At 66.6% G+C, this 24,322-nt stretch carries 16 protein-coding genes; 5 read left to right on the top strand and 11 right to left on the bottom strand.

The window, feature by feature from the left end:
* Positions 1–160: 160 nt before the first annotated feature.
* The 3 genes from V6U89_RS24495 to V6U89_RS24485 all read right to left on the bottom strand — a co-directional run bounded on the left by V6U89_RS24495 (position 161) and on the right by V6U89_RS24485 (position 6,852).
* Positions 161–868: an alpha/beta hydrolase gene (locus V6U89_RS24495; RefSeq protein ID WP_334573888.1), complete on the bottom strand. Its 708-nt coding sequence runs from the start codon at positions 866–868 to the stop codon at positions 161–163.
* Between the two features lie 267 nt (positions 869–1,135).
* Positions 1,136–3,946 carry an ATP-binding protein gene (locus V6U89_RS24490; RefSeq protein ID WP_334573886.1) on the bottom strand — a complete coding sequence of 937 codons (2,811 nt, stop codon included), beginning with the start codon at positions 3,944–3,946 and terminating at the stop codon, positions 1,136–1,138.
* Positions 3,947–4,029: 83 nt separating this feature from the next.
* Positions 4,030–6,852, bottom strand: a complete 2,823-nt coding sequence (locus V6U89_RS24485; protein WP_334573884.1) for an ATP-binding protein — start codon at positions 6,850–6,852, stop codon at positions 4,030–4,032.
* A 416-nt stretch (positions 6,853–7,268) separates the two neighbouring features.
* Here V6U89_RS24485 and V6U89_RS24480 point away from each other — a divergent pair, with 416 nt between their 5' ends.
* On the top strand, positions 7,269–7,793 hold the full coding sequence (locus tag V6U89_RS24480; RefSeq protein ID WP_334573881.1) for an NUDIX hydrolase: 525 nt from the start codon (positions 7,269–7,271) through the stop codon (positions 7,791–7,793).
* Between the two features lie 112 nt (positions 7,794–7,905).
* Here the strand turns inward: V6U89_RS24480 and V6U89_RS24475 are convergent, their stop codons facing one another.
* Positions 7,906–8,061 (bottom strand): hypothetical protein, encoded by a 156-nt coding sequence (locus V6U89_RS24475; RefSeq protein WP_334573879.1) that lies wholly within the window; start codon positions 8,059–8,061, stop codon positions 7,906–7,908.
* 455 nt (positions 8,062–8,516) lie between these two features.
* A complete protein-coding gene (locus tag V6U89_RS24470; RefSeq protein WP_334573876.1) occupies positions 8,517–9,098 on the bottom strand; it encodes a TetR/AcrR family transcriptional regulator in 582 nt (193 codons plus the stop codon).
* A 143-nt stretch (positions 9,099–9,241) separates the two neighbouring features.
* On the opposite strand from V6U89_RS24470, the gene V6U89_RS24465 reads away from it, so the two are divergent.
* Positions 9,242–10,432, top strand: a complete 1,191-nt coding sequence (locus V6U89_RS24465; RefSeq protein WP_334573872.1) for a thiolase family protein — start codon at positions 9,242–9,244, stop codon at positions 10,430–10,432.
* Between the two features lie 180 nt (positions 10,433–10,612).
* On the opposite strand, the gene V6U89_RS24460 is transcribed toward V6U89_RS24465, so the two are convergent.
* Positions 10,613–11,455, bottom strand: coding sequence for an enoyl-CoA hydratase/isomerase family protein (locus V6U89_RS24460; protein WP_334573870.1), 843 nt, complete (start codon positions 11,453–11,455; stop codon positions 10,613–10,615).
* 353 nt (positions 11,456–11,808) lie between these two features.
* Complete coding sequence (locus tag V6U89_RS24455; protein ID WP_334573867.1) at positions 11,809–13,641, bottom strand: glycoside hydrolase family 15 protein; 1,833 nt, start codon at positions 13,639–13,641, stop codon at positions 11,809–11,811.
* 293 nt (positions 13,642–13,934) lie between these two features.
* Here V6U89_RS24455 and V6U89_RS24450 point away from each other — a divergent pair, with 293 nt between their 5' ends.
* Complete coding sequence (locus V6U89_RS24450; RefSeq protein WP_334573863.1) at positions 13,935–14,543, top strand: DJ-1/PfpI family protein; 609 nt, start codon at positions 13,935–13,937, stop codon at positions 14,541–14,543.
* Between the two features lie 654 nt (positions 14,544–15,197).
* On the opposite strand, the gene V6U89_RS24445 is transcribed toward V6U89_RS24450, so the two are convergent.
* The 3 genes from V6U89_RS24445 to V6U89_RS24435 form a co-directional block, all read right to left on the bottom strand.
* Positions 15,198–15,371 carry a hypothetical protein gene (locus V6U89_RS24445; RefSeq protein WP_334573861.1) on the bottom strand — a complete coding sequence of 58 codons (174 nt, stop codon included), beginning with the start codon at positions 15,369–15,371 and terminating at the stop codon, positions 15,198–15,200.
* Positions 15,368–15,586 carry a hypothetical protein gene (locus V6U89_RS24440; RefSeq protein ID WP_334573858.1) on the bottom strand — a complete coding sequence of 73 codons (219 nt, stop codon included), beginning with the start codon at positions 15,584–15,586 and terminating at the stop codon, positions 15,368–15,370. Before V6U89_RS24440 ends, V6U89_RS24445 begins: the two co-directional genes overlap by 4 nt.
* A 339-nt stretch (positions 15,587–15,925) precedes the next feature.
* Positions 15,926–17,122: a helix-turn-helix domain-containing protein gene (locus V6U89_RS24435; protein WP_334573856.1), complete on the bottom strand. Its 1,197-nt coding sequence runs from the start codon at positions 17,120–17,122 to the stop codon at positions 15,926–15,928.
* Between the two features lie 489 nt (positions 17,123–17,611).
* Here V6U89_RS24435 and V6U89_RS24430 point away from each other — a divergent pair, with 489 nt between their 5' ends.
* Positions 17,612–18,724 carry a DUF4062 domain-containing protein gene (locus V6U89_RS24430; RefSeq protein WP_334573989.1) on the top strand — a complete coding sequence of 371 codons (1,113 nt, stop codon included), beginning with the start codon at positions 17,612–17,614 and terminating at the stop codon, positions 18,722–18,724.
* Positions 18,725–18,895: 171 nt separating this feature from the next.
* Here the strand turns inward: V6U89_RS24430 and V6U89_RS24425 are convergent, their stop codons facing one another.
* Positions 18,896–19,597 (bottom strand): hypothetical protein, encoded by a 702-nt coding sequence (locus tag V6U89_RS24425; RefSeq protein ID WP_334573854.1) that lies wholly within the window; start codon positions 19,595–19,597, stop codon positions 18,896–18,898.
* A gap of 1,366 nt (positions 19,598–20,963) precedes the next feature.
* On the opposite strand from V6U89_RS24425, the gene V6U89_RS24420 reads away from it, so the two are divergent.
* The gene (locus V6U89_RS24420) at positions 20,964–23,792 is read left to right on the top strand and encodes an nSTAND1 domain-containing NTPase (RefSeq protein WP_334573852.1); all 2,829 of its coding nucleotides are present in this window, start codon (positions 20,964–20,966) and stop codon (positions 23,790–23,792) included.
* Positions 23,793–24,322: the final 530 nt, after the last annotated feature.

Raw genomic sequence — 24,322 nt, 5'->3', positions numbered from 1 at the left:
TCAGGAATGAGGAACGGGCCGAAGCAGAGTCGGCAGGAATCCATCCGAGGCTCGGCAGCGGCTGTTCAGCCGGCTCGACGTGCCGGGGTGGCGTGGGACGACCTGGTCGCGGACTGTCGTTCAGACGGCAGGCGACGAGGGGTCTCCAGGAATCGTCGAGCTAGGACGGGCTGTGCGCGCCGCTGGCCGCGTCCTTGATCAGCAAGGCCACCGCGCCGGGCTGGGACACATAGATCGAGTGGCTTCCAGCAGCCTCCGCCACCGTCGCGCCCGTACGCTCGCTCATGGCCCGCTGCGCGGGCGGCGGGATCATCCTGTCCTCGGTGGCGACCAGGTACCAGCTCGGCTTGCTGCGCCAGGCCGGCTCGGTCACCTGGCCGCTCAGGGCGTCCACGCCCCACGGCACCTGCGAGTCAGCCATGAAGGCGGCCTGCTGCGCGGGCAGGTCGGCGGCGAAGGATTCGGCGAACTGCTCCCGGTCGAGCAGCAGGAAGCCGTCCCGGGGCGGCAGGATCGGCGGCACCGGCGCGCCGGGCGGCGGGTTGGCGATGAGGGTCTGGACCGACTCTCCCTTGTCGGGAGCGAACGCCGCGATGTAGACCAGCGCGGCGACGTTGGGGTGGTTCCCCGCCTCGCTGATGACGACGCCTCCGTAGGAGTGGCCGACGAGGACGACCGGACCGTCCTGGCCGTCCAGGACCCAGCGGGTGGCGGCCACGTCCCCCTCGAGCGAGAGGGTCGGGTTCTGAACGATGGTGACGTTGAAGCCGTCCTTGGTGAGCTGGTCGTACACGCCCTGCCAGCCGGACCCGTCGACGAAGCCGCCGTGCACGAGGACGACGTTCTTCGTCGTCGAATCTGCACTCATTGTGTTTCTCCTGTCTCTGACCGCCACCGCGTGGCGCGTCCACGACACTAGGGCGGCGTGGTGACAGCCGATTCAGTCATTTGACTTGCCTTTGGGAAGGCCTTGGGCCGGCCCCTTCCTGCCCGCGGCACGGGTCACGCCTACACATGCACGCCCCTCACCTGAGGACCGGCGGCGTGATTAGCTGCACCTCCCGGCCCTACAAATGAACGACTTTCGTCACCACTTCTACCTATGGGCCCGCCTGAGCCGTCTGCGCCCGGCCGCCTATTCGTCCTGCCGCGGTGGATCGCCGATCTCTGTCGCCGACAGCTGGGTGAGGGCGTCCCGCAGACCGGCGCGTGACGTGACGCCCAGCTTGGGGAACAGCTGGTACAGATGGGTAGCCACCGTGCGAGGGGACAGAGCGAGCCGGGCGCCGATCTGCTTGTTCGTCATGCCCTGCGCCGCCAGCAGGGCGATTTGCTGTTGCTGAGGTGTAAGCACTGCGAGATGAGTGGCGCCACCGCTGGGGATGGCTAGGCCTGTTGCTCGCAGTTCGGCGCTGGCCCGCTCGACCCACGGCTCCGCCTTCAACCACCGGAAGGTTTCGCGCGCCTGGGTGAGATGCTGTCGGGCTTCTGTGGTGGCCTTCATCCGGCGAAGACGTTCCCCGTAGATCAGGCGGACCCGGGCCAGGTCGAAGGGCCAGCGCTGCGTACCCGGCACCGAGAGCGCCTCCTCGAAGAGCTCGACATCCCGGCCCGCGGGAGCGGCGACAGCCGAGGCGGCGGCCACGAGCAGCGCCAAACGTGGGGAGATGGCGGCGATCCCCGCCTCCCGTGCCGCGGCGGCATGCGCTGCGGCCTCCCGGCGCCGATTCGTCCGGGCAGCAGCCTCGGTCAGATCCAGCACGAGCCACATCGCGTGGGCGTTGTGGGAGGCCAGGACTCCTGCGGGACTGACCGCTGCCGCATACTGGTATGCGGCCTCAACGTCCCCTTCGCCGAACGCCGCCAACGCCCGCACGTGAGCGGCATAGTGCGACACCAGGGCGATGCCCCTGGGGGTGGCCCATCCAGTCATTTCGTCGGCCAGCGACGACGCTACGTCCGTCCGCCCTCGAGCAGCATGGATGAGCCCTCGCAGGAAAAGCCCGGGCAAGGCCAGCACCCGATAGCCGCGGTTGTCACACAGTTTGAGGCCTTCCTCGATCGTGACAAGGGTCCGGTCCCAGTCCCCCGCGAAGAAGCCGTCGTTGCCGAGCAGGAACAACGCCTCGATCGCCGAGGCAACGGCACCACCGGTACGTCCGCCCTCCACCACCCGCCACAACGCGGCGCGGCATGAGGCCAGCCGGTCGACGTAGGCGCAGGCAATGCCGATCCGGACGATCCGGCTCGGGTTCACCTCACTGTCTACGCCGGACAGCACGGCGTCGAGCCGGTCAAGGGCTTCGGGTGCGGTACGAGCCGGGTCGGCGATGGTCTTACTGGTAATCCAGAGAAGTTCGGGGGTCCGGGCGCCGAGTCGGCGGATTACCGCGTCCAACGGCGCGTACAAGTCCGGCCGGCCGCCGAACAGGCAGACCAGGAGAAGCATGTGCAACGCCTCGGCGAGATTCTTCTCCTCAGCCAGTTCGATGTCGCTTTCCATCTCCAAGGCGCTGACGAGCAACCGGTGCGCCGTGTCGACGTCACCGTCGCCGTTCAGCAGTAGCGACGAGCCTGCGACCGCCGCGGCCAGGGACGCCGCGCGCCCCGGGTCAGTTCGACGAATCCCGTCCAGCAGTTGGGTAACCCGATGCAAATCACCCGTGATATTCGCCCCGAGATACGCGGCCTCGGCCGTGCGGCGGCTCCGCTCGCGACCACGAGGACTCACTTCGACGGCGCGGAGCATGACGGTGACCGCCCCTACCGCATCGCCACGCTGGAGAGTCGCGTCTGCGACTCGTTCCAGGACGGAAGCGACCTCCGGGTCCGGCTTCGCCACAGCTTCCACCAGATGCCACGCCCGCCGGTCGGGTTGGTCCCGGTAGTGGTCTGCAAGCCACCGGTGCGTCTCTCGGCGCTCCTCGCTCATCGCAAGCTGAACGACAGCGGACCGCATCAGCGGATGACGGAACAGCAGCCGATCCTCAGCGCGGTCCACTTGCACCAGCCGAGCCCGTTCGGCAGGCGCGAGATTCGTCGACAGGTGCCCGGCAGCAGCACGGCCCAGTACGCCCAAATCTCCTGTCCCGTCGAGCACGGCGGTCAGCAGCAGGCGGCGGGTCGGCGCTGGGAGGCCCGCGATCCTGGCAGCGAACATGTTCTGGAGCCGACGGCTCAAGGGCAGTAGCGACGGCAACCGAGTCTGCATGGTGCGCTGCGGGTCGGTGAGCGATCCCGGCAGCTCCAGCAGGGCCAACGGATTTCCCTGAGCCTCAGCTACCAGGCGTTGCCGGACGGGGGCGGCCAGCGCGGGAAACCGCTCCGCCAGCAGGGCGGCTGATGCGACATTGTCCAGTGGATCAACCTCGTACTCGTCGATGCCGGTCCGATCGAAGAACCCTTCCTCGCCGGAGCGGCGCGCAGCGAGGAATGCGATCCTGCTGCCGGCCAGCCCGTGAGCGATGAACCCGAGCGTGACCGAGCTCGCCCGGTCGATCCAGGGAAGACCGTCGACCACGATCAGCAGTCCGCGCTCGCCGGCGGCCTGGTGCAGCAGGTCCAGCACGGCTCGCGACAGTGTGCGGTGCTCCGGGGGTGGTCCGCCGCTCAGACCCAGGGCGACGGTCAGGGCCCGGCGGTGCGCGGCGCCGAGCCGGTCGATGTCGTCGAGCAGGGGGTACAGGAGCTGGTTGAGCCCTGCGTAGCTCAGATCGGCCTCGAACTGCGCCCCGGCCGCCGTCAACACTGTCGTACCGGTTTCCGCCGCGTGCTGGGAAGCCGACTCCAGCAACGCTGTCTTGCCCACCCCGGCCTCCCCAGTCAGCAGGAGGGCACCGCCGGTGGAGACGGCCCGGTCGACGAACGCATGAAGGGATGCGACGTCGGACTCGCGCCCGACGAGTCGGCTGCCGGCACCACCCCAGGTGGCGTCAGGACCCGTCATCACAGCCTCTCCTGACACCAGCTGTCTGGCTGCTGTGGGCCACATGCGACGAGGCCGGCGGCAGCTTCGCCGATCCGGTCCTGTCAGTTGTCACGGTCATCTGAAGGTAGCTTCGCCAGTGCGTCGCGAAGCTCGGCGCGAGAGGTGACGCCGAGCTTCGGAAAGATCTGATAAAGGTGTGTTCCCACGGTCCGGGAAGAGAGAAAGAGCCGTTCGCCGATCTGCTTGTTGGTGAGGCCGGTCGCCGCGAGCTGCGCGATCTCCCGCTGCTGCTCGGTGAGCTCGACCCGCTCCGCTGGCTGGGTGCCGGCGGAGCCTCCGGCCGCCCTTATCTCACGACCTGCTCGACGCGACCACGGTTCGGCACGTAGTCGCTGAAAGATGCGCCGGGCCGCGGCAAGCGGCTCTCGCGCCTCTTCGACGGCCTTGCTCCTGCGGAGATATTCGCCGTGGTGCAGCGTGATCCGGGCGAACTCGAACGGATGGCGGTCCGCGCCGGGCACGGCGAGTGCCTCCTCGAACAGGTCTCGCTTCCGGTCATCCGGCGCGGCGATCGCTGACGATCCGATGGCGATGAGCGCCAGGCGGGGCGAGATCTCGCGGAGCCGGGCACCTTCGGCGGCAGCCGCGTGCGCTGCCGCTTCACGGTGCCTTCCAGCAAGGGTGGCGGCGTCGACGAGGTCGAGGATCGCCCACATCGCGTACGGCAGGTGCGAGGCGAGAGTTCCCGCGGGGCTGACGGCGTTCGCGTGCCGGAACGCCTCGTCAGGCTGGCCCCGCCCGAGGGCGGCCAGTGCTCTGATGCCCGATGCGTAGGCGGTGACGAGGCCCACCCGCCTCGGCGTCGCCCCGGTGTCCAGGTGGTCGGCAACGGCGAGTGCTTCGTCGGTGTCGCCTCGCGCGGCCGCGATCATCGCCCGTTGGTGCATGATCGGCCAGCCCAGCAGCCGGTAGCCGTGACTCTCGCACAGCTCGAGACCCTCGCCGCACAGCTGCCACGCCTTGTCCCACTCCCCCGCGCTGAAGGCGTCATTGCCCAGAAGCAGGAGCGATTGGATCGCGGCGGTGATCGCCCCACCGGTTCTGCCGTGCTCGACCACGCGGGACAGTGCTTCGCGGCAGGCGGGCAACCGATCGACATACCCCGCCGCGATCGCCACCCGGACGATGTGGCCCGGGTCGGTGTCGCTGGTCAAACGCGCGACCGCCGTGTCGAGTCGGCCGAGCATCGGCCGCGCGAGCCGAACCGGGTCAGCGTAGGTCGTGGCAAGCAGCGCCAGGAACTCCGGGACACGCGGACCGAGCCGGTCGATCGCCGCGTGGACCGGTCGCCACAGTTCGTCACGAGCACCGAACGACGAGATTGCCACCAGGTAGTAGAGAGCTTCGATGAGGGTCTGATCCGGCGCGTCACGGTCGGGAAGCGCATTGATGGCCTCTACCACCGTACGGTGCGCCGAATCAACGTCTCCGTCGATGTGAAGTCGGTGCGAGGACAGCGCGACAGCCGAGGCCAGGGACTGTGTCGAGGCGGCATCCGCACGCCGCGCGTCATTCAGCAGTTCGGGCACTCCGCGCAGATCACCGGTCACGTCCGCGCGGAGATAGGCGGCCTGGGCAAGCCGCTGGCTCTCGTCCCCGCCGTGCGGGCTCAACTCGGCAGCCCGACGTAGTGCAGTAACCGCACCCACCGGGTCGCCGCGTCGCTGCATTTCCACCGCAGCCCGTTCAACGAGGCCCGCCACGGACTCGTCCTTGCCCTCGGTTGCCCCTGCCAGGTGCATCGCCCGGCGGTACGGCTGGTCGTGCAACTGTTCCGCCAGTGCCGCGTGTGCCGAGCGTTGCTGGCCTGGGCCCGCCATCTGCACCACGGCAGACCGGACCAGGGGGTGCCGGAAGTCGAGTCGCGAGCGGCTCATATCGACATGCACGAGTTCCGCGCGTTCGGCGTGGGAGAGGCTGCTCAACCCACCTGCCTGGGCAGAGGCAGCTTCCAGCAGGCCGATGTCCCCGGTGCCCTCGAGAGCGGCGAGCAGAAGCACCTTGCGGGTGTTGTCGGGGAGCTGGCTGACCCGGGTGGCGAACATTCCCTCGAGGCGCTGGCTGAGCGGGAGGACGGCAAAGCCTGGCGCCACCTCCGCGGCCTGCGGTCGGCTGAGCACTCGGGGCAGTTCGAGTAACGCCAGTGGGTTGCCCTCCGCCTGATCAAGGACGAGCTGACGCGCCGGCCGGCTAAGGGCCGGGAACCGCATCGTCAATAGGCAGGCAGCGGCGTCGTCGTCGAGTGGCTTAACCTCCAGCTCATCGAGTCCGGCGCCTTCGAAGCAGCCCCCTTCCCCCGTCCTGAAGGCGGCGAGGAAACCCACCCGACTACCGGCGAGTCGACGGGCGACGAAGGCGAGCACCGTGGCGCTGACCGCGTCGATCCAGGGCAGGTCGTCCACGATCAGGAGCAGTGGCTGGCCGACCGTTGAGTCCCGCAGCAGCGACAGCGTTGCGTTCGCCACCGCCAACTGGCTCGGGGGCTGCCCCTCGGTGAGCCCCAAGGCAACACTCAGCGCCTGTTCCTGCGGCGGGCCCAGCCGATCGAGCCCGGCCAGCAGCGGGGTCAGCACCCGGAGCAGACCGGTGTAACTCATCTCCGACTCGAACTCAACACCCGCCGCGCGAAGGACGCGGAATCCGCGTACCGCCGCTCGCGGCGCGGCGAGGTCCAACAGCGCCGTCTTGCCGGCACCCGCCTCCCCCGAGACCAGCAGGGCAGCACCACCGGCCGCGCTGCTGGCGAGGAAGTCGTCGAGCAGAACGGCTTCCCCGATACGTCCGATCAGCTCAACTTCTGACTGTTCCTGCGCCGTGCCGTCCCGCGCCGGGAGATCCAACCTCACCTCGCCGCCCCTGCTCACGCCTTGATCGTAGTCACGGCCGCCCTGACCAGCGGCCGGTTCATTGCCGGTCCCCGCAGCAGGGGCCGCTCGCGGACCGGTCCAGCCGACCGCGCTCGTCGCTGGGCCAGAGGTCATCCGAGGCAGCAGCCGCAAGACCAACACCAACGGGCTACTGGGCTGTCGGCTCGATAGCCGCCGAGGCGCTCGTCAAGGCCAGAGGACAACAGACAAGCTGACCCACGCCGTCACAGCGCCTCCGCTTGGTCAACAACTCGGCGCCCCGCTGCGCCCGCGCCGCCGCCTCCCGTCCGCTCGGTCTCCGCACTGCGATGACCTGTCCGCAGCATGTGCGGACGTTGCTGGCCGTTGTGCGGGCAGCCGCCATGACAAGGCGAGGAACCTTCGGTGTCACAGCCTCGCCTTAGGTTCGGCTGATGAGCGAAGAGCTACTGCTGCGATCTTGCGCGGCTGCGGAAGTGGACGCGCGCCGGGCCGTTCGGGAGTTCGACAACGCATGCCAGTGGCTGGACCGGGCCAAAGAGGCGCTCGTGTCCCCGCTTGGGGCCGAGGTGTGGGTCTTCGACGAGGATCTGGGTCAGGTGCTGCTCGTGAACCATCCCTGGCGCGCCTGGGTCCCACCCGGCGGAAAGGTCGAGCCCGGCGAGACGCCTCGGGAAGCAGCCAGCCGCGAGCTGTTCGAAGAGACGGGACTCCGCGCGGAGTTGTTGTCCACGCCCGCAGCCGTTGCCGTGCGCTCTTATAGCCGAGACTGGTCCCCGACCCTCGGGTTGTCGTATGTCGCGATCGTTGACGCCTCCACGCCGCTCGTCGAAGAGAGCGGGCAGCCGGTGGCATGGACGTGCCTGGACCACGACTGGGACAGCTTCTTCCCTGATGACCCACGTCGCATCCGTTGGCATGCAGGACAGCTAGCGCATGGACGAATCCGCAGGCGGTGAACTGCAGGGCTCGGCCAAAGGCCGCGCACGAGCAGCGGCAGATGCGGATCTCAGCGTCAGCGATGGGCGTCAAATGTGGTTCCCGCTCTCCTGACGGCGCGGTTATCCGCCGTCAGCGTAGGGCCGAACGCAGCACCTCTGCGGAGTACGGCAGGTAGTTGGTGTCGATACGCAGACCCCGCAGCAGCGTGGCGAGCAGGCGTTCGACGACGGCCGGCGCCTGATCGACGAGGTCGCCGGTCGTCGCGGTCGTCACCCTCTCGTACACGTCCAGGTCGCTGTCAAGTTCCCGGCATAGCCCTACAGCACAAGGTCCAACCTGGACCTGTCTTGACTCTCCACGATCAGGTGCGCCCTCATCGGCTTCTTATTTACTGGTGCTGCTCGCCGGGACACCCGTGCAGAGCACTTTCCCGATCGCCATGAATCCGTCCCAGCACCTGCGTGACAGCCGTCCTTGGTGGCCCTGTTCGAGGAGCTCGACGCGCGCCAGGTGATCTACGCGATGGGCCGCCCGAGGCCAGGCCGGGCCGTGGGGCAGATGGTGGCAGCCCGGCGCGGTTGGGCTGTGTGGCCACCGAGAAACAGCAGGTCAGCTCGGTCGACCACGGCAAGATCGCGGACGCCCTGTAAATCCGTCGCGAAAGCTGCGCAGGTTTGAATCTCCTACCCCGCCACCAGGCAGCGGCAAGGCTTGTGATCTGCGGTTGGCCGAGTGACCGCTCAGCGGGGCACGGCGGCGGCGAGCAGGTCGTCGACGAGCCGGATGGCGGCGGCGGACGCGGTGGCCGAGTCGGTGCGGGCGGCGCTCGCGTAGACCCCCTCCACGATGAGCCAGATCCGGTCGGCGAGCTGGCCGGGGTCCGCCACGTCCAGCCGGGCGACGAGGTCGTCGATCTCGGCCCGGGTGTCGCGCAGGTAGTTTCGGGCCACCTGGGCGGGCTCGCCCTCGTCCTGCGGGAACTCGGTGAGGTACATCCGGAACGCGCAGCCACGGAAGTCCGGGCGGGTGGTGCTGGCGGCTATCTCCGCGACGAGCGCGCGCAGGCGCGCTGCCGGATCGTCGTCCCCCAGGTCCGCCCTGGCGGCCGCCGAGTCCCGGTCCCGCACCGCCCGGCAGGCCCGCAGGTACGCGGCCACCAGGTCGTCCTTGCTGGGGAAGTGGGTGTAAAGCAGGTTCTTGCCGCAGCCGGCCGCCTCGATCACCCGGTTCATCCCGACGGCCCGTACGCCGTGCCGGTAGAACAGGTCGCCGGCCGTGCGCAGGATGCGGTCCCGGCTTCCAGGTGCAGCGATGCGCGCCATGACCTTCCTCCCTTCCCGTCCGCTGTGGCGAGGATAACGGACCGGTCGGTCCGGTAATGATTGACCGGCTGGATCCGGGCGGCGCAGGATCGGACCACTCAGTCCCGGACCGATCGGTCCGGCTCAGCTGGCAGGAGGCACTGATGCGGGATGCGGTCATCGTGGAGGCGGTACGAACGCCGATCGGTAAGGCGAAGCGGGGCGCGTACCCCGACGTCCACCCCGTCGAGTTGCACGCGCACGCCCTGCGCAGCCTCGTCGCCCGGGTCCCCGGCCTGGACCCGGGCGAGATCGACGACGTCATCGGCGGCGCCGTCGGCCAGGTCGGCGAGCAGAGCACCAACACAACCCGGCTCGCGGCCCTTGCTGCCGGGTTCCCCGAGTCCGTGCCGGGGGTGACCGTGGACCGGCAGTGCGGCAGCAGCCAGCAGGCGCTCAGCTTCGCCGCCCAGGGGCTGGTCGCCGGGGCGTACGACATCGTGGTCGCCTCCGGGGTGGAGTCGATGAGCCGGGTGCCGATCGGCAGCTCGGCCGTCGTGGCCGGCGCCCGCGCCGACGTCGCCGGACCGTCGGTCGCCGCGCGTTACCCGGGCGGCCTCATCCCGCAGGGCGTCAGCGCGGAGCTGATCGCCCGCAAGTGGGGTCTGCCCCGCCTCCAGCTCGACGAGTACGCCGCCGCCAGCCACCAGCGGGCCGCCGAGGCCTGGCGCCAGGGACACTTCGACAGCCAGGTGGCCCCGCTGCCCGGCGTCGCGCTCGCCACGGATGAGACCATCCGCCCCGGGACCACGGTGCAACGCCTCGCTGAGCTGCCGCCGGCCTTCGCCGCCGCGCACTGGACCGCCCGCTTCGGCGAGATCGACTGGAAGGTCACCGCCGGCAACTCCAGCCCGCTCAACGACGGCTCGGCGGCGCTCCTGCTCACCACCAGCGAGACCGCCCGGCGGCGCGGTTGGCGCCCCCGGGCTCGAATCCACACCGCGACGGTCGTGGGGGATGACCCGATCCTCATGCTCACCGGCATCATCCCGGCCACCGCACGGCTGCTCGCCCGGGCCGGCCTTACCCTCGCCGATATCGACGCGTTCGAGGTCAACGAGGCGTTCTCCTCGGTGGTGCTGGCCTGGCTCGCGGAGACCGGCGCCGACCCGGCGAAGGTGAACGTCGACGGCGGGGCGATTGCCATCGGCCACCCGCTCGGGGCCAGCGGCGCCCGCCTTGCCACCAGTCTGCTGCACGTGCTTGAACGCACCGGCGGCCGGTATGGCCTGCAGACCATGTGCGAGGCGGGCGGCACCGCCAACGCGACGATCATCGAGCGCCTCGACAGCTGATGTCCGGTCGGACGCGAGCCGGCCGGTACGGGTCGTCCCGGCCGGCTCGCAACGTCCTGCCGAAGCGAGTCAGGCCGCGACGCTGAGGGTGATCACCTGCTCTCCCCGCCGAACTAAGGGGAATGCTCGGATCGACGACGTTTTCGTCACCAAACGCTGTGCGCGATTCAAAGGCGGCGCTCACCCGGCGGCCGGCAACTCGGCGAGCCGTGCGCCGAGGTCCAGCTCCAGCTCGCCCCGGGTTTGAAAACCGCGGCCGAACAACTCCTTCGACCGCTCCTGCACCTCCGGGGCGACGACCAACTCCTGGAACCGGCGGCCGTCGGCGCGTACGGCGTCGACCGGCGGCACTGTCAGCTCGTTGATCGCCTGCTTAGTGGACCGGATCGCCGCCGAGGGAAAGGACGCGATCCGTCTGGCCAGCGCGGTCACGAACTCATCGAGCTCGGCGTCCGGCAGCGCTCGGTTGATCCACCCATACCGCTCCGCGAGGTCAGCGTCCGCGTCCTGCGCGCCGAGGATCATCTCCATCGCCCGTCCTCGGCCGAGCAGGCGCGCCAGGTGCTGTATGCCACCAGCTCCGGGTGCCACGCCGAAGCCGCACTCGGGCTGGCCGAGCAGCGCGTTCTCCCGTGCCGCGAAGCGCATGTCGCAGGCGAGCGCGAGCTCGCTGCCCGCTCCCCGAGCCCGTCCGCGTAGCTTCGCGATGGTGACGACCGGCACCTCGCTCAGCTTGCGTAGCACCATGCCGAGAAAGGCGTCCTGGGGACCGCCGCCCGCCTTGGCCGCCTCGGCCGTGTACTCGGCGACCTTAGTCAGATCGACGTGAGAGATGAAGAAGTCCGGGTCGGCGCTGTCGAAGACGACTACCCGCACCTCGGTGGTCCTGGTCAGTTGGTCGAGCAGGGTGACGAGGTCTCGTACCAACTCGGGGCCGATCATGTTGATCGGCGGCGCGTCCAGCGTCGCCGTCAGGACGCCGTCGGTCAGCTCCGTACGCAGGGTCTCGAACGAGGCGTTCACCTAGCTGCTCCTCTCCGTCACGACGGGGGCTGTGGGCAGCGGCGGTGGGATCTGCGGGGCGGCCGGCGCCGGGGCCGCGCATAGCCGACGGATCGGCGCCCGATGTTCGTTATCGATCGTAGGGACTCGCTCCGTTCAGTCGTGGCGCTTCGCCGGATCCCGAGGTGACCGGAGTCGTCGGTTGAATGCGGATTCGGCTGGCAGAGGCCGCGATGGCCGTGTCAGAGAGCAGGAAACCGAGCCGGCTGATCGCGAACACGCACCCGAAATCGAAGAACAACTCGATCGGCGTGCCCTCGTACTGTCGCAGGGGTCCGGTCAGCGAACCGCTTCCACCAGCGCCGCGCGACTCCTCAGGGACGGGCGTCGAGCAGGCGGTCGAGGTTCACGGCCGTGTCGATCAACGAGAGGTGGCTGAACGCCTGCGGGAAGTTGCCGGTCTGCTCACCGGTGGGTGCGATCTCCTCTGAATAGAGGCCGAGTGGACTGCTGTAGGTGAGCATCTTCTCCAAGGTCAGCGTGGCGTCGTCGAGCCGTCCGGACTCGGCGAGGGCCCGGACGTACCAGAAGCTGCACATGGTGAAGGTGCTCTCCTGACCGGGAAGGCCGTCGGGCGAGGCGGCCGGGTCGTACCGGTAGACCAGGCTGTCGGACACCAGTTCCGCGTCCATCTTCCGCAGCGTGGACTGCCACATCGGATCCATTGATGAGATCAATCCGACGCCGGGCATGGCGAGCAGCGACGCGTCGAGGACGTCGGTGGCGTAATGCTGCACGAAGGCACCGCGTCCGGGGTGGAAGCCCCGGGCCATGATCTGTTGGTAGATCTGGTCTCGGGTACGCACCCACCGGGCGGTGTCGGCCGGTCGTCCCCGTCGTTGCGCAAGGCGGACAGCCCGGTCCAGGGCGACCCAGGACATCAGTCGCCCGTAGGTGAAGTCCTTACGGCCGCCGCGGGTTTCCCAAATCCCGTCTTCGGGCTGGTCCCAGTGCTCGCAGACCCAGTCAACGAGTCGCACGGTGTTCAGCCACAACTGGTGAGAGGTCTGCAAACCATGGCTGTCGGCCTCGTGGAGGCCGTTGAGTACCTCGCCGTAGATGTCGAGTTGCAGCTGGTTCGCGGCGCCATTGCCGACCCGCACGGGCCCTGATCCGCGGTAACCCTCGAAGTGGTCGAGCACCTCCTCGGAGACGTCGGGTGAGCCGTCGACGCGGTACATGATCTGCAGCGGCACCTCCCGGTCCCTGGCCTCCCGGACCCGGTCGTCGACCCAGTGCATGTACCGCCACGTCTCGTCGGTGAAGCCCAGCTTGAGCAGGGTGTGTAGGGAGATTGACGCGTCGCGGATCCAGGTGTAGCGGTAGTCCCAGTTGCGCTGACCGCCGATCTGCTCGGGCAGCCCGGCGGTGGGGGCGGCGATGAGCGCGCCAGTCGGCGCGTACGTCATGAGCTTGAGCGTGATCGCCGACCGCTCGACCATTTCCCGCCAACGGCCGGTGTAACAGGAACGGCCCAGCCAACGCCGCCAGAAGTCGCGGGTCTGCTCCAGCAACTCCTGCACCTCGCCCTGTGGGTAGAAGCGTGGCAGGTCAGGCGACACTCCTGTTTCCAGAACGACACCACCGGCCTCGCCCTCGCGCAGCGTGGCGATGGCCCATATGCCACCCTCCTTACGGCGGACTCCCTGCTCGCCGGGCCGGGTTTCGGGGTATCGCACGAGGCTCAGGGCGAGGGAGAGCGTACGGCTGCGGAAAACGTGACCCGCGGGGTACGCGTCGAGTTCATGCGGATCGCGCCCGTAGTTGAAGCGGGGTTGGCAGTCGACACGGAACCGCATGACGCCTCGGACAACCCGCAGCATCCGCACCAGGCGGTGGCGGTCGGTAGGCTGATCCCCCGCGACGGGCATGAAATCCACGAGTTCACCCACGCCGTCCGCGCTCAGGAAGCGGGTGATCAGGATCGGCGTGCCGGGCAGGTACAACTGCTTACTCACGTAGTCGACGCCCTCTGGCGACACCTGGAAGTGCCCACCCTTCTGCCGATCAAGCAGGCCGCCGAACAGGCTCGGCGAGTCGAACCGAGGGGCGCAGAACCAGTCCAGCGTCCCGTCCATCGCCACCAGCGCCGCCGTCTGCAGATCACCGATCAGGCCGTGGGCCTCCACCGCAGGGTACGAGTCCACCCAGGCCTCCACATATCATCTCACCATCACCCAGACTACTTTCTACCCGACGAAGGCCCTTCAACTGCTTGCAGCCCACCAAACCCCCCTCACCTTGTTCCTCGACGCGCCTGCGATGCCATTGGGTGCTCGCGATGACACATGGATTCGGTAGGGACAGCGAGCACGTAGTCAGGCTCGGGGCCTCAAGCGACTGGTGGCGGTAGGCATGCCACCAGTCGCTGATTGGCTCTCGCCTGGGAAGGGCGCGCCAGGGAGATTGCAGGCTTGATGCCGTGCGTTAGGGAGTTGTGATGCAGGTAGCGGTGGTGACCTTCGACGGGTTCAACGAACTCGACAGCTTCATCGCTTCCGCGTTGATCAACCGGTGCCGTAAGGACGGGTTGGAAGCTTTCATCACGACGCCGACGCCGGTGGTCACGTCGATGAACGGAGTCGAGGTGACTGGGCAGCGCCCACTGGAGTTCGTGACGCAAGCCGAGGTCGTGCTGATCGGCAGCGGGGTGCAGGCGCGAGACGTGGTCGCCGACGACCGGTTGATCTCCAGGCTGCTGCTGGACCCTTCACGACAGCTGATCGGTGCGCAGTGCTCCGGCGCGCTCGTGCTCGCCCGGCTCGGCTTGCTCGGTGGCATGCCGGCCTGCACGGACATAAAGAGCCGGCCGTTTGTCGAAGCCTGCGACGTCACCGTGCTGGACGCCCCGTTCCACGCGGAGGGGAACATCGCTACGGCGGGCGGTTGCCTGGCCTCCCAGTACCTCGCCACGTGGGTGATCACCCGAATGCTCGGGCAGGACGCCGCGCGCGACGTGATCGACTACGTGGCTCCGGTCGGCGAAAACCAGGAGACCGTCGAGCGCGCCATGGGTGCAATCCACGCGGGCGAGGTTGCACTGCGCTGACGCCCCCCGATCAGCCTTCCGGGTCCGCCTGCAGGGAATTAGCGCTCTGTGCGGTGGTAGGCCGCCAGCGTGGCAGCCCGTTTCTGGCATTCGGCCTGCTCCGAACCCCGGCGCCCTGACGTGCCGGGCGGATTTAGAGGGCGCTGATCGGCCGTGCGTGAACCACCGGTCACGGAGATTTTCCGGCGGTAGCCGCCGGCCGCTGGCCCTGCGGCGTCACTGGTGAGGCGGCAGCCGTTCAGACGACGGAGCCGCAGCGGAAATTGGGTCGCTCGGCCCGTCCATGCCGTCGAGGTCTGGCATGGAGGTGTGGTCGGTGGTGGACGGTCATTGGGTGCAGATAGTCACGGCAGGCACCAGCCCAGCCTCCCACGAGGCCGACTGGAGCCCGCCATCCGGCATGATCAACGCCCCTGCTCCCAATCTGCTCCCAATTTAAGGGGCAAGACGGCCAAAGCCCGTTACCGGTTACTCCGGTGACGGGCTTCTGACCTGCATACATCCATACTGGGATCGAACCAGTGACCTCTTCGGTGTGAACTCTCGGCAAGGCGGTCGGTTCCGCCGTGATGCGAGGTCAGACGGCCTGCTGACGCCCTTCTCGGCCTGGTTTGGTTGGCGCGGTTGCTGTACTTCGCTGCTGTACTGCTGGCATCAGACGCGACGCTGGATGCGGACCTTCGGGCGCTTGTTCCTCAGGTGCCCTTGCTTGTGCTGGCGAACCTGCTCGTCCCAGACCTCCTGGTCGTAGTCGGGATCCGGCGGGATCCACTTGTGGGAGCCGTCGCCGTAGTGGAACTTCTCGTCCCCGGGGCGCAGGATGCTCACCGCATCCAGCCGAGGAACCGTCGATGCAGCGTGCCGGCGGGCACCCATGTCAGGTCGGCGGTGGCGCGGACGAGTTGTGCCCCCATGTAGAGCGACAGGGACACCGGAGCGTCCTCGAACTCCGCGCACAGCTCGCGGCGGCGGGTGGGGCATGGCCACGGTGCGCCGCAGCCGCCGCAACTCCAGATAGGCAGCACCGGCCCGTGGACGGTCATTCGCCGGGCTCCCCGAAACGCGCCGCCGAGTCATGATTAAGCGGCCCACCGTTCGCTGTCGGGTGGTGCTGTCTGCCTCGTGCCTGATCCAACAGCCGCCGCTGGGCTGCCTCCTGCTCCCCTGCCTGGATGCGCTGCCCGGTGCCGGGGACAGCCGGCGGCGACGAAAGGTACCGGCTGACGATCCGCCGCAGGAGTTCAACAGCCAATGTCACGTGTCCGGCCCTCCGTGTCGAGGGCGCGGAGGGACACCTGCTGATGTGCACTGTTCCGCGCCCGGGTTGCAGTGAGGACCAGCGTCACGCCGCGCACATCGTCGATCCAGAAGGTGACTGTCCGCTAACCGGCTGTGCTGTCCGCTGGTGGTCGACGTCCCGGGGCGTACTCAGTGCACAGGTCGCGCAATGTCGCCGCCTCTGGAACCCCCGTCTGCTCCACCTTCGTCAGCAACTCCGCAGCCCGCCACCAGTTCGACGGCACCACGCGCCCGGACGCCACAGCCTGCGCCCCGAGAACGACCGCCTCGTCCGGCTGCCCGGCGGCGACCAGGGCAAGACCAAGGTCGAGACGGGCCGACGCGGACCGGCGGGGCCGCGCTCCCCCATTGCCGTCCGGGTCCAGGTCGGCCAGCACGGCCCGCGCTACCTGCTCGGCACCGGGGTCACCCGCCCAGGACAGCGTTGTGGCCGTGTACGCCGCGGCCTTGGCCGGGTCGTAGCGATAGTGGTGCTCGGCTCGCTCAGGAACGGGCAGATTCGCCGTCAGCCGTTCCACCCGGTCCAACGCTCGCCGAGTCGCACCGACGTCCCCCATCCGCGCCCACGCACGAGCCTCTTGAGCAGTCGCCTGAATGCGGGCAGAGCTGCCTCTCGGGGCGACCCGCTGAGCCTGGTGGGAGAGGTCGAGTGCCGTCCGATAGTCGCCCTGAGTCAACACGTCCCAGGCCCGGGTTTCCAGACACCAGGCCTGAATCTCGGCGTGCTCAGCGTGTTCGGCAAGATCATGAGCGGCCCGCAAATGGGCAGCCGCCGCATGCCGCTGTCGCAGGTCGATGTGAACGGTGGCCCGCAGCACCGCCAACCAGCCGCCAGCAACCAACAATCGTCGTCGTTGAGCAAGCGTGACCCGTCCATCCAGCAACCGCCCGACATAGGCGAGATGCCGCCGCACCACCGGCAGAAGGTCGGCCGGGGCCATCGTTGGATAGGCACTGGCAAGGTCATCAACGCCTTGCTCGATCCGGTCGACCACGTCCCTACTGACATCGCTGGCGGCAACTCTCGCCAGCAGTTCCCCGGCCTCGGCCGCGTGGTCAATCGGCGCATCGACCAAGCGAGCAAGCGTGCCCCCCGCGTCGAGGATCCGGTCCAGGTGGCGCGCCGTGTCGACCGTTGGAGCCTTGAGCCCTGTCTCCAGCTCGTGCAGATGGCTCTTACTCCGATGGGCGAGCTGCCCGAGAGACCGAAGCGACAGGCCACGCCGCTCCCGAAACTCACGCAAAGCTACGCCGAAGCGGGGGTCGACGGATGAGGCCATAGCGCCGCTCCAAGCTGAAGGGTCCAAGCAGACTCACCCGGTCGCGACCCAGCGAGCCACCGCTGTCGACGGTACTCCGGTACGCCGCGCATCGATGACCTCTCGCTTGTAAGGCGCTTTCGGCGAGAGTCGTAGCGTCCACCGACGTCCGCCGACTTCGGGCCGGAGGCGGCATCCGTCCGCGCCGGCCCGGCCTTGGCCGCCACCGTTGATGTCAGCGACTGATGTCAGAACGCCGCTGCTGCCCGCTCCCTGCCGGAGGATCGGTGATCCTCGCCGGGGGAAGCCGGACACGTCCGGCCGACGGTTGCCGGACCTGGGAGGGGCGCAGCAGGGGTGGACAACTTCGCCTGCCGTCCGGAATCTGATCGAGGTTCGCGTTCCTTGCAGGTTCCGAATCTTGCCGCCTCTCCCGGCGATCTTGATCCCATCCGCCTTGGCGTTGACCCGGCCGGGACTGCCGGGCAACCCCCTGCAGCACTCTGGACAATGCTGGCTTTTGCCTTAAACCATGCGCGCCCCGCGACTCGCGAGACCTGGGTTCCTGGCGCATCGAGCATCCGATGCGACAATCCCCATATGGCATCCCCTACTGTCTTTGTCAGCTCCACCTTCTACGACCTCCGCTATATTCGCGAAAGCCTCAAGCGAATGATTGAAACGCTGGGCTACAATGCAGTCCTCAGCGAGGATGGGGCGGTCTTTTACGATCCAGCGACGAGCGCTTCGGAATCCTGTTTCAAAGAAGTCCCAAGCGTCGACCTTTTTGTCCTGATTATCGGAGGTCGATACGGGAGCCTTGCACGGAATAGCGACAAGTCCGTGACCAACGGGGAATATCAGACGGCAATCAGGCAACACATCCCCGTATTTGCGCTTGTAGAGCAGGGGACCGCCAACGACTTCGAACTATACCGTGCAAATGCGTCCCGCCCCGACGTCCTAGCAAGCATATCTTTTCCGCACGCCGACAGCCCTAAAATATTCGAATTCATTGAAGAGGTCCAAACCCGCGCCCAGAACAACGCCATCGCGCCATTCCGGAACTTCAGCGACATCGAGAGCTACCTACGACAACAATGGGCGGGCATGATGTACGCCTTCTTGAGGCGTGGGACCGAGGAGCGGCAGATGGCTGATAGCCTGACTATGCTTACGCAGGTAAACAGCCGAATCGAGTTGCTGGCGGAACAGATCCTTAAGAATGTAGGTTCGCCGCTTGACCGCATCGTCGTGAAAACCTTACAGCGCATGCTGACCTCTAGGGCCATAGCTGATCTAAGGTACGTACACATAAACCCAACCCCCGCCGACATCGTCCGCTACGATTCATTCGATGAGTGCGCTTCGGCCTACGGGAAGAGGTTCAAGGAATCTAAGGACAGCACGGTTATTTCAAGCGATGGATACATTGCTGTCAGTAGGTTGAAGGAAAATCGCAACGAGTACCGCGGACTTCGAAGTTACATCCTGGAGCTATTGAAAGAGTCGAGTGTCTCGGCTGAGGATCTCGTGGCTTACGACTTTGGCGGAGACCTGCCAAAATCGCCCGGCACCAAATCTCGTGTGCCAGCGCCAGGTGGCCCCCTGCACGATGTGTGAACGCGGGTGGGGCCCACCACTGGGTGCTGTCGCGCACCGTCCTGTGCTGCCGACCATGGCCGCTTTGCTGTCCCCCGCCGTCTGCCGCTAGCCGTTGCTGCTGCTTTCGCTGCCTTCTGGCTGCCTACGCTCCGCACCCGACGACAGGTGGTGCCGCCGAGCGGGGCACACTCAATAGATCGCTGGGGCTGCTGCTAGTTCGTACTGGATGGGTGCCCGCCATTCCCAGTGGCCGCGGTCGCTTCCATCGATCATCGGCCGATCGCAAGGGCAATCCCAGCCGGCAACTTTATCTATCTCCTCGACGGGAACCCAGAACCGAAACAGCACGAACTCGACTTGGGGATTCATACGGCCGGGCGGCCACTGCTCGATGGTGAACCGGTAGCTTCGACCTGCGTGGAGGAGCAACGGCAAGCCAAGGGCGGTATGGCCTCCCCCCTCGATGACTGCCTCTGCCCGCACTCGGTAGTCACGTGGTACTGACACCACGCCGAATAGCGTTCGGGGCAGGCTTGCACCCCGCGGGTTCGACTCCAACTCCACGTTCATGTGCGGCACGGGACCAGGGCTCAGCCGGTCATGCTCACGCTCTCGCTCCATCCGAGCAACCTCGGCCGCCTGCCTAGCGGACTCCTGCGCGGCATCGGCGGAGCGCTCGCCGGCCTGGTTCGCGTTCTCTGCTGCCACAGCGGACCGCTCCCCTGCGTCGGCCGACCGTCGCGCTTCCTCTTTAGCCTCCTCAGAAACCTGGACCGACGCCCGGCTCACCCGTAGGGACTTGGCCCCTAGCGCCCACGTCACGATGACACCCATCAGACCAACGAGGCCGCCGACTGCCCCAATCACATCGGCCGTACTCCAACCGTCCACGACGTGCACCGTAGACGGGCACTCTCAGCACCGCTGCCCCGCCGACCGGCCGCGCCCACTCGGACGCCACCGACCCTGGCGAGGACAGATTCCGGCGTACAGGTCGACTCGTCCGTCGCCCACCAGGTCAGCTGCCTATACAACGTGGCTGACCTGCTGCTTCTTCGGGTGCTGCCGGTCGTAGTTGGTCATCGCTGGTCGGCGTTCGACGGCCCAGTGAAGGCCCAGACGGCCCAGGCACGGCCCCGCAGGTCTGAACGTCCGAAGCGGCGGACTGGCATCAAAGTTGCCTGCGCCCCTCCCCAGGCGGGCTGCATCCGTCGTTACACGGAGTAGCAGGAGGCGTGAGGGCGGGGATTGTATCGGGATCCTCCGACAAGAAGGCTCTCCCCAACATGTGGGGAGCCTCGGCCAGAGTCGGCACCAGATGTAGAGAACGTGATCGGGCTCACTTTTGGAGCGCGCCGCGATCCAGACATACGTATCGTGACGGGCCGGCTGGTATCGTGTCCTGGACACGCAGAAGCCCCGGCGTCGGATACGTCGGGGTGACGTCCGTCCGGGGTTCTGCATGAGATTGCCCTCTCGGCCAGAACCTTATAGGGGGATCGACTACCCGTGTAGGGGAAGTGGCGTTTCTCTCCGGGCGTGGCGTCAGCGTGCGTATCGCCGGGGTGATGGTCACCCCGACGACGACCAGGCCGTCAATGGCCAGGGGAGTTGACGATGCAACCCAACTGGGTGCGTGTAAGCCTGCGGTGCAAGCATCGCGGGCAGGCGGTGGACCTTTGTGTCCAGGTGTCGCGTGGAGTTCCGGACGGGCTCCGGTGTCAGCCGGGCGGTGGATCGGCGTTCGGAGGCGGGCCGGACGTCTGCGACGAGTGCAAGCGCCTCTTGTCGGATGGTGCCCGGCTTCGGGAAGTCGTGGACGACCTGACGCGCCGGGGCTGGAACGACCACGTCAAGGCGGGGACCGTCGTCGTCGCCTGCTAAGCAATCTGCGATGTCAGGCTCCGTTGGCCACCTAGCCAGCGGAGCTTGACGCTTCTTAGAACCGTCGGTTCGCTGGAACGGAATCCAGGCTGGCCCGTGGGTGCCCCACACTGCCAGGAGCGGGCGAGGTCGAGTCGACGTCGCCCGGCTCTGCCCAACGAGTCCGCCAAAGTACGACAGTGTCCGTCCGGATGCACTGCCTTGGCTACTCGCGTGGCTACTCGACAGCCGGTGGCCGCGCCACCTCGACGGCGACGCCATTCCGCCGTTACGGGCGTTGCTACGCCTGTGAGGCGGGGTGTCAGCAATCGGACACTTAATCCCTCGCATGCTGGCTTACTATGCCAAGCGCTCGTCCCCTACGGTCTGCTACATGGACCGCATAGCAGTGCAGGACTATCAAGTTCTCGTTCTTGCAGAAGGCGAAACGGCTGCGGCCGTAAATAATGCGAAAGGTCACCTCTTCGAGTCCTTCATTGCAAGTCTCCTGCACGAGTTTGGGTTCGATGCTCCACACGAGCGAAACGTCAATGTCACGTCCGACGGAATCGAACTGGACGTAGCCGTTAGCAGCTCCTTCACTAAACAAAGTGCTATCGCAGAAGGCAAGGCCTACAGTACTAACGTCAAGGCCCAAGCGCTGACCTCGTTCTACGGGAAGCTCAACATGGCTCGATTCGAGCATCCCGACATGCATGGATATTTGTTCGCGCTTCCACGTCTGGTCGCCCAAGGGCACGAATCCGCGCGAACCGCCGAAACTCGGGACGCCAGGTTTCACTACTTTGACGCGGAAAGAGTCATAGCAACCCTCTTAACGCGCGGCCTGATTAGGACGGTTGACGCAGCGGTTCCAGAGGGCTTGGTAGTTAGTGACCCGGCTCTAGTAATAGCCAAGGAGGGCTTATACAGCTGCGTAAAGGTCCTCGATGGCAATAGCCGGCGGGCAGCTGAGGTACTGGTCTGGGGGCGCACTCAGGAAACGAGCCCTCCTCGGCCCGTTCTAGATTTGTTAGAGAGCTCGGACTATGCACGAGAACTGACAGTTCGAGACCTATCCTCGACGCGGAACATTCCCCGACAAGCGCATCACGCTGATACAACGTCTCCCATCGTAGTTAGTGTACGAGGCAGCTCCTCCGACTTCGAGTATCAGTTCCCCGCGTCGCCGGAATTCTTCGTTGGACGGCGGCTCATTGTCGCAGAGCTATCGAAGATTGTGGCAAAAGGCCGTGGCATCTTCATTCTGAATGCCCAATCCGGGTGGGGGAAAAGCTCCCTTGCGCTCAAGCTAAAGATGATGGTTGAAAGAGCGGGCGGCTATGCTCTGGTAATTGATAGCCGAACCGCCAACTCCCCGGTCTTTGTCACCGAGTCCTTGCGAATAGCCGCCCAGAACGCGGCGAGTCATGGCCTCCTGGCACTTCCTGAAGAAACGTCATGGGCAAGCTTGAAAAGCGCAGTGGCTACCCTACGTGAAGCGAAGTGGAACAAGGATTCCCCCTTGCTGATATTCTTTGATCAGTTCGAGAATGTCTTCCAAGACGAGGAGACAACGAGGCAGTTCCGGGACCTTGCCTTGCTCCTCAACGAGGTTGTTCAGCCGATTCTGTTGGGCTTCGCATGGAAGACAGATCTGGTCGGATGGACAGAATCTCACCCCTACCGCCTTCGAGACGAAATTCGAGCGGGCAGCGACCAGATCGTGGTGGGGCCGATGGGGGCAAAGGATGTAGAGGCCCTCCTTCGACGACTCGAAAAGAGGATCGGGCAGTCGTTGGCAAGAGAGCTGCGCCAGCGTCTGCGCGAATACTCACAAGGCCTGCCATGGCTTTTCAAGAAGCTCGCCGGCCACGTAATCCGTGAGATAGAAGACCACGCCAAGACTCAAGAGCAGCTGGTGAGTGAAGCGCTCAACGTCCAGAGCCTCTTCGACTCGGACCTCGCTGGCCTCCAACCGATCGAGAAGGATGCCGTCCGACATGTGGCACGCTTCGCTCCAGTATCGGCAACCGAAGTAACCGATCGTTATGATGGGGCTGTCATTCAGTCCTTGCTCGATCGTCGCCTCCTCGTGGCAGTCGGCGAAAAGCTGGATACTTATTGGGATATTTTCCGTGACTTTCTCAACACGGGCGAAGTGCCAATCGAAGACTCATACACCATTGGACTTTACCCGCAAGCAGTGGCACCCGTGGTTTCTCTCGTTGCGAGTTCTGGCGGCGATGTAGCCATTTCGGATCTTGCATCCGCGCTAGGGGCAAGTCCTCGGAGCTTAGTAAATGTCTCTCGCACACTCCGCTTGCTCGGAATTACGTCCTATGACCTTACAAGAATTCGCATTATTGAATCAATCCTCGAAGCTCCTGAGCCAGAATTTGAGCTTCGGCGAGGCGTAAGCCGTGTGCTTCGTCGCCATAAAGCCTTCTCTCTGCTTCTAAGGCTGATCGAGCGACAGCCAGATGGCGTCGCCATCCAGACATATGCTCGGGAATTGCCGCAAGCGTTCCCAGCCATCGATGCGCAGCCGAGTACTTGGACGACCTATGCGCGCGCCTTCGCGCTCTGGTTCGATTACGCGGGCCTCGCGCTCTTCAATAACAACACGCTGACCAACCCGACAGAACATTATGTGGGCAGGGGAGCCCTGCTTACAAGTAAGCCAAATCCGATCATTAAGGTTGAGCATTTGCACGACGCCCCGGGGCCTTCGCTGCGACTGCTCGAATCAATGAAGTCTGAGCCTGTCGACTACATGACCCTATCCGTCGCCGATCGTCGGGCGGCTCGCATGCTGGCCGTGCTCGGGTTGGTTCAGGAAAAGCCGGGGGGAAGAATTCAGGCAGCGCATGGGGCGCTGGTTGGAGGAGAGGTCTCAGGGGAGGCAATCCTCGAAGGGCTTAAGCGGCTCCCAGGCGGCGTAGCTGCTCTCGCTGTGCTCCAAGTTGACGGAACGGTAAGTGGCAGAGAAATTGGCATGATCTTGAAGCATGCGGCTGGTGCTGACTGGAAGGACAGCACCGCTGATGGTGTGGGGAAGCACTTTCGGAGCTGGGCAAGAGTCGGCGGGGTGCGGTTGGCCAGGCCTAAGGGCGACGGTTCAAGTGCCCAGCCAGAGTTGCCCATTGCCATCCCGTCTGCCATCGACCCGTCCATCGGGGAGCGGGCAGCCGCCCGGCCGGCCACGTCAAGCGGACCTTGACGGCTCGTGCGTACGCTGGCGGGCCGGGCGGCTGTCTGCTCGGCTTGCCCGGGTCGACGGCAGGCGGGATGGCCTACCGCAACCACCCACGAAGCGTGACCCGCCGGCGGAGCCCCGGCCATCCTGGAGCCGGAGCGCCCCCGCCGGAGGCGCCCTAACCGCAACCCACGGCCGCCACGAGCTCGCCGACGCGGCCGGCGTCCGCTTCCCTACGCCGCGCGGGCTGCTGGCCGCGCGGCCCGGCCGGCTGCCGGCCCTCCACGCCACCGGTCAACGGTCTGTCTTTTTGCGGCGGCCCTCCGGGCTTCCCGCTCTCCGCGCCAGCCGCCGGGCGTTCGGCGTGACGGCCGCAGAGCGACAGCGGCAGCGGTCGGCGCGCGCCCAGGCGGCGGCGCGTGCGGCCCGTCTAGGGCCGCCTTGATAGATGTACAGAAAGTCCTCCCACATCGGCCGGCAGCCGGCCGGTCCGCCTCCGTCGGGCGGGGTCACGGCGGGTTGACGTGTCGGCACCCGGTGCTACTCTGGCGCTC

The sequence above is a fragment of the Micromonospora sp. CPCC 206171 genome, assembly GCF_036906755.1.
Classification (GTDB): domain Bacteria; phylum Actinomycetota; class Actinomycetes; order Mycobacteriales; family Micromonosporaceae; genus Micromonospora; species Micromonospora purpureochromogenes.
Note: the sequence above shows the minus strand (reverse complement) of the source record. Positions and strands in the feature narration are given on the sequence as shown.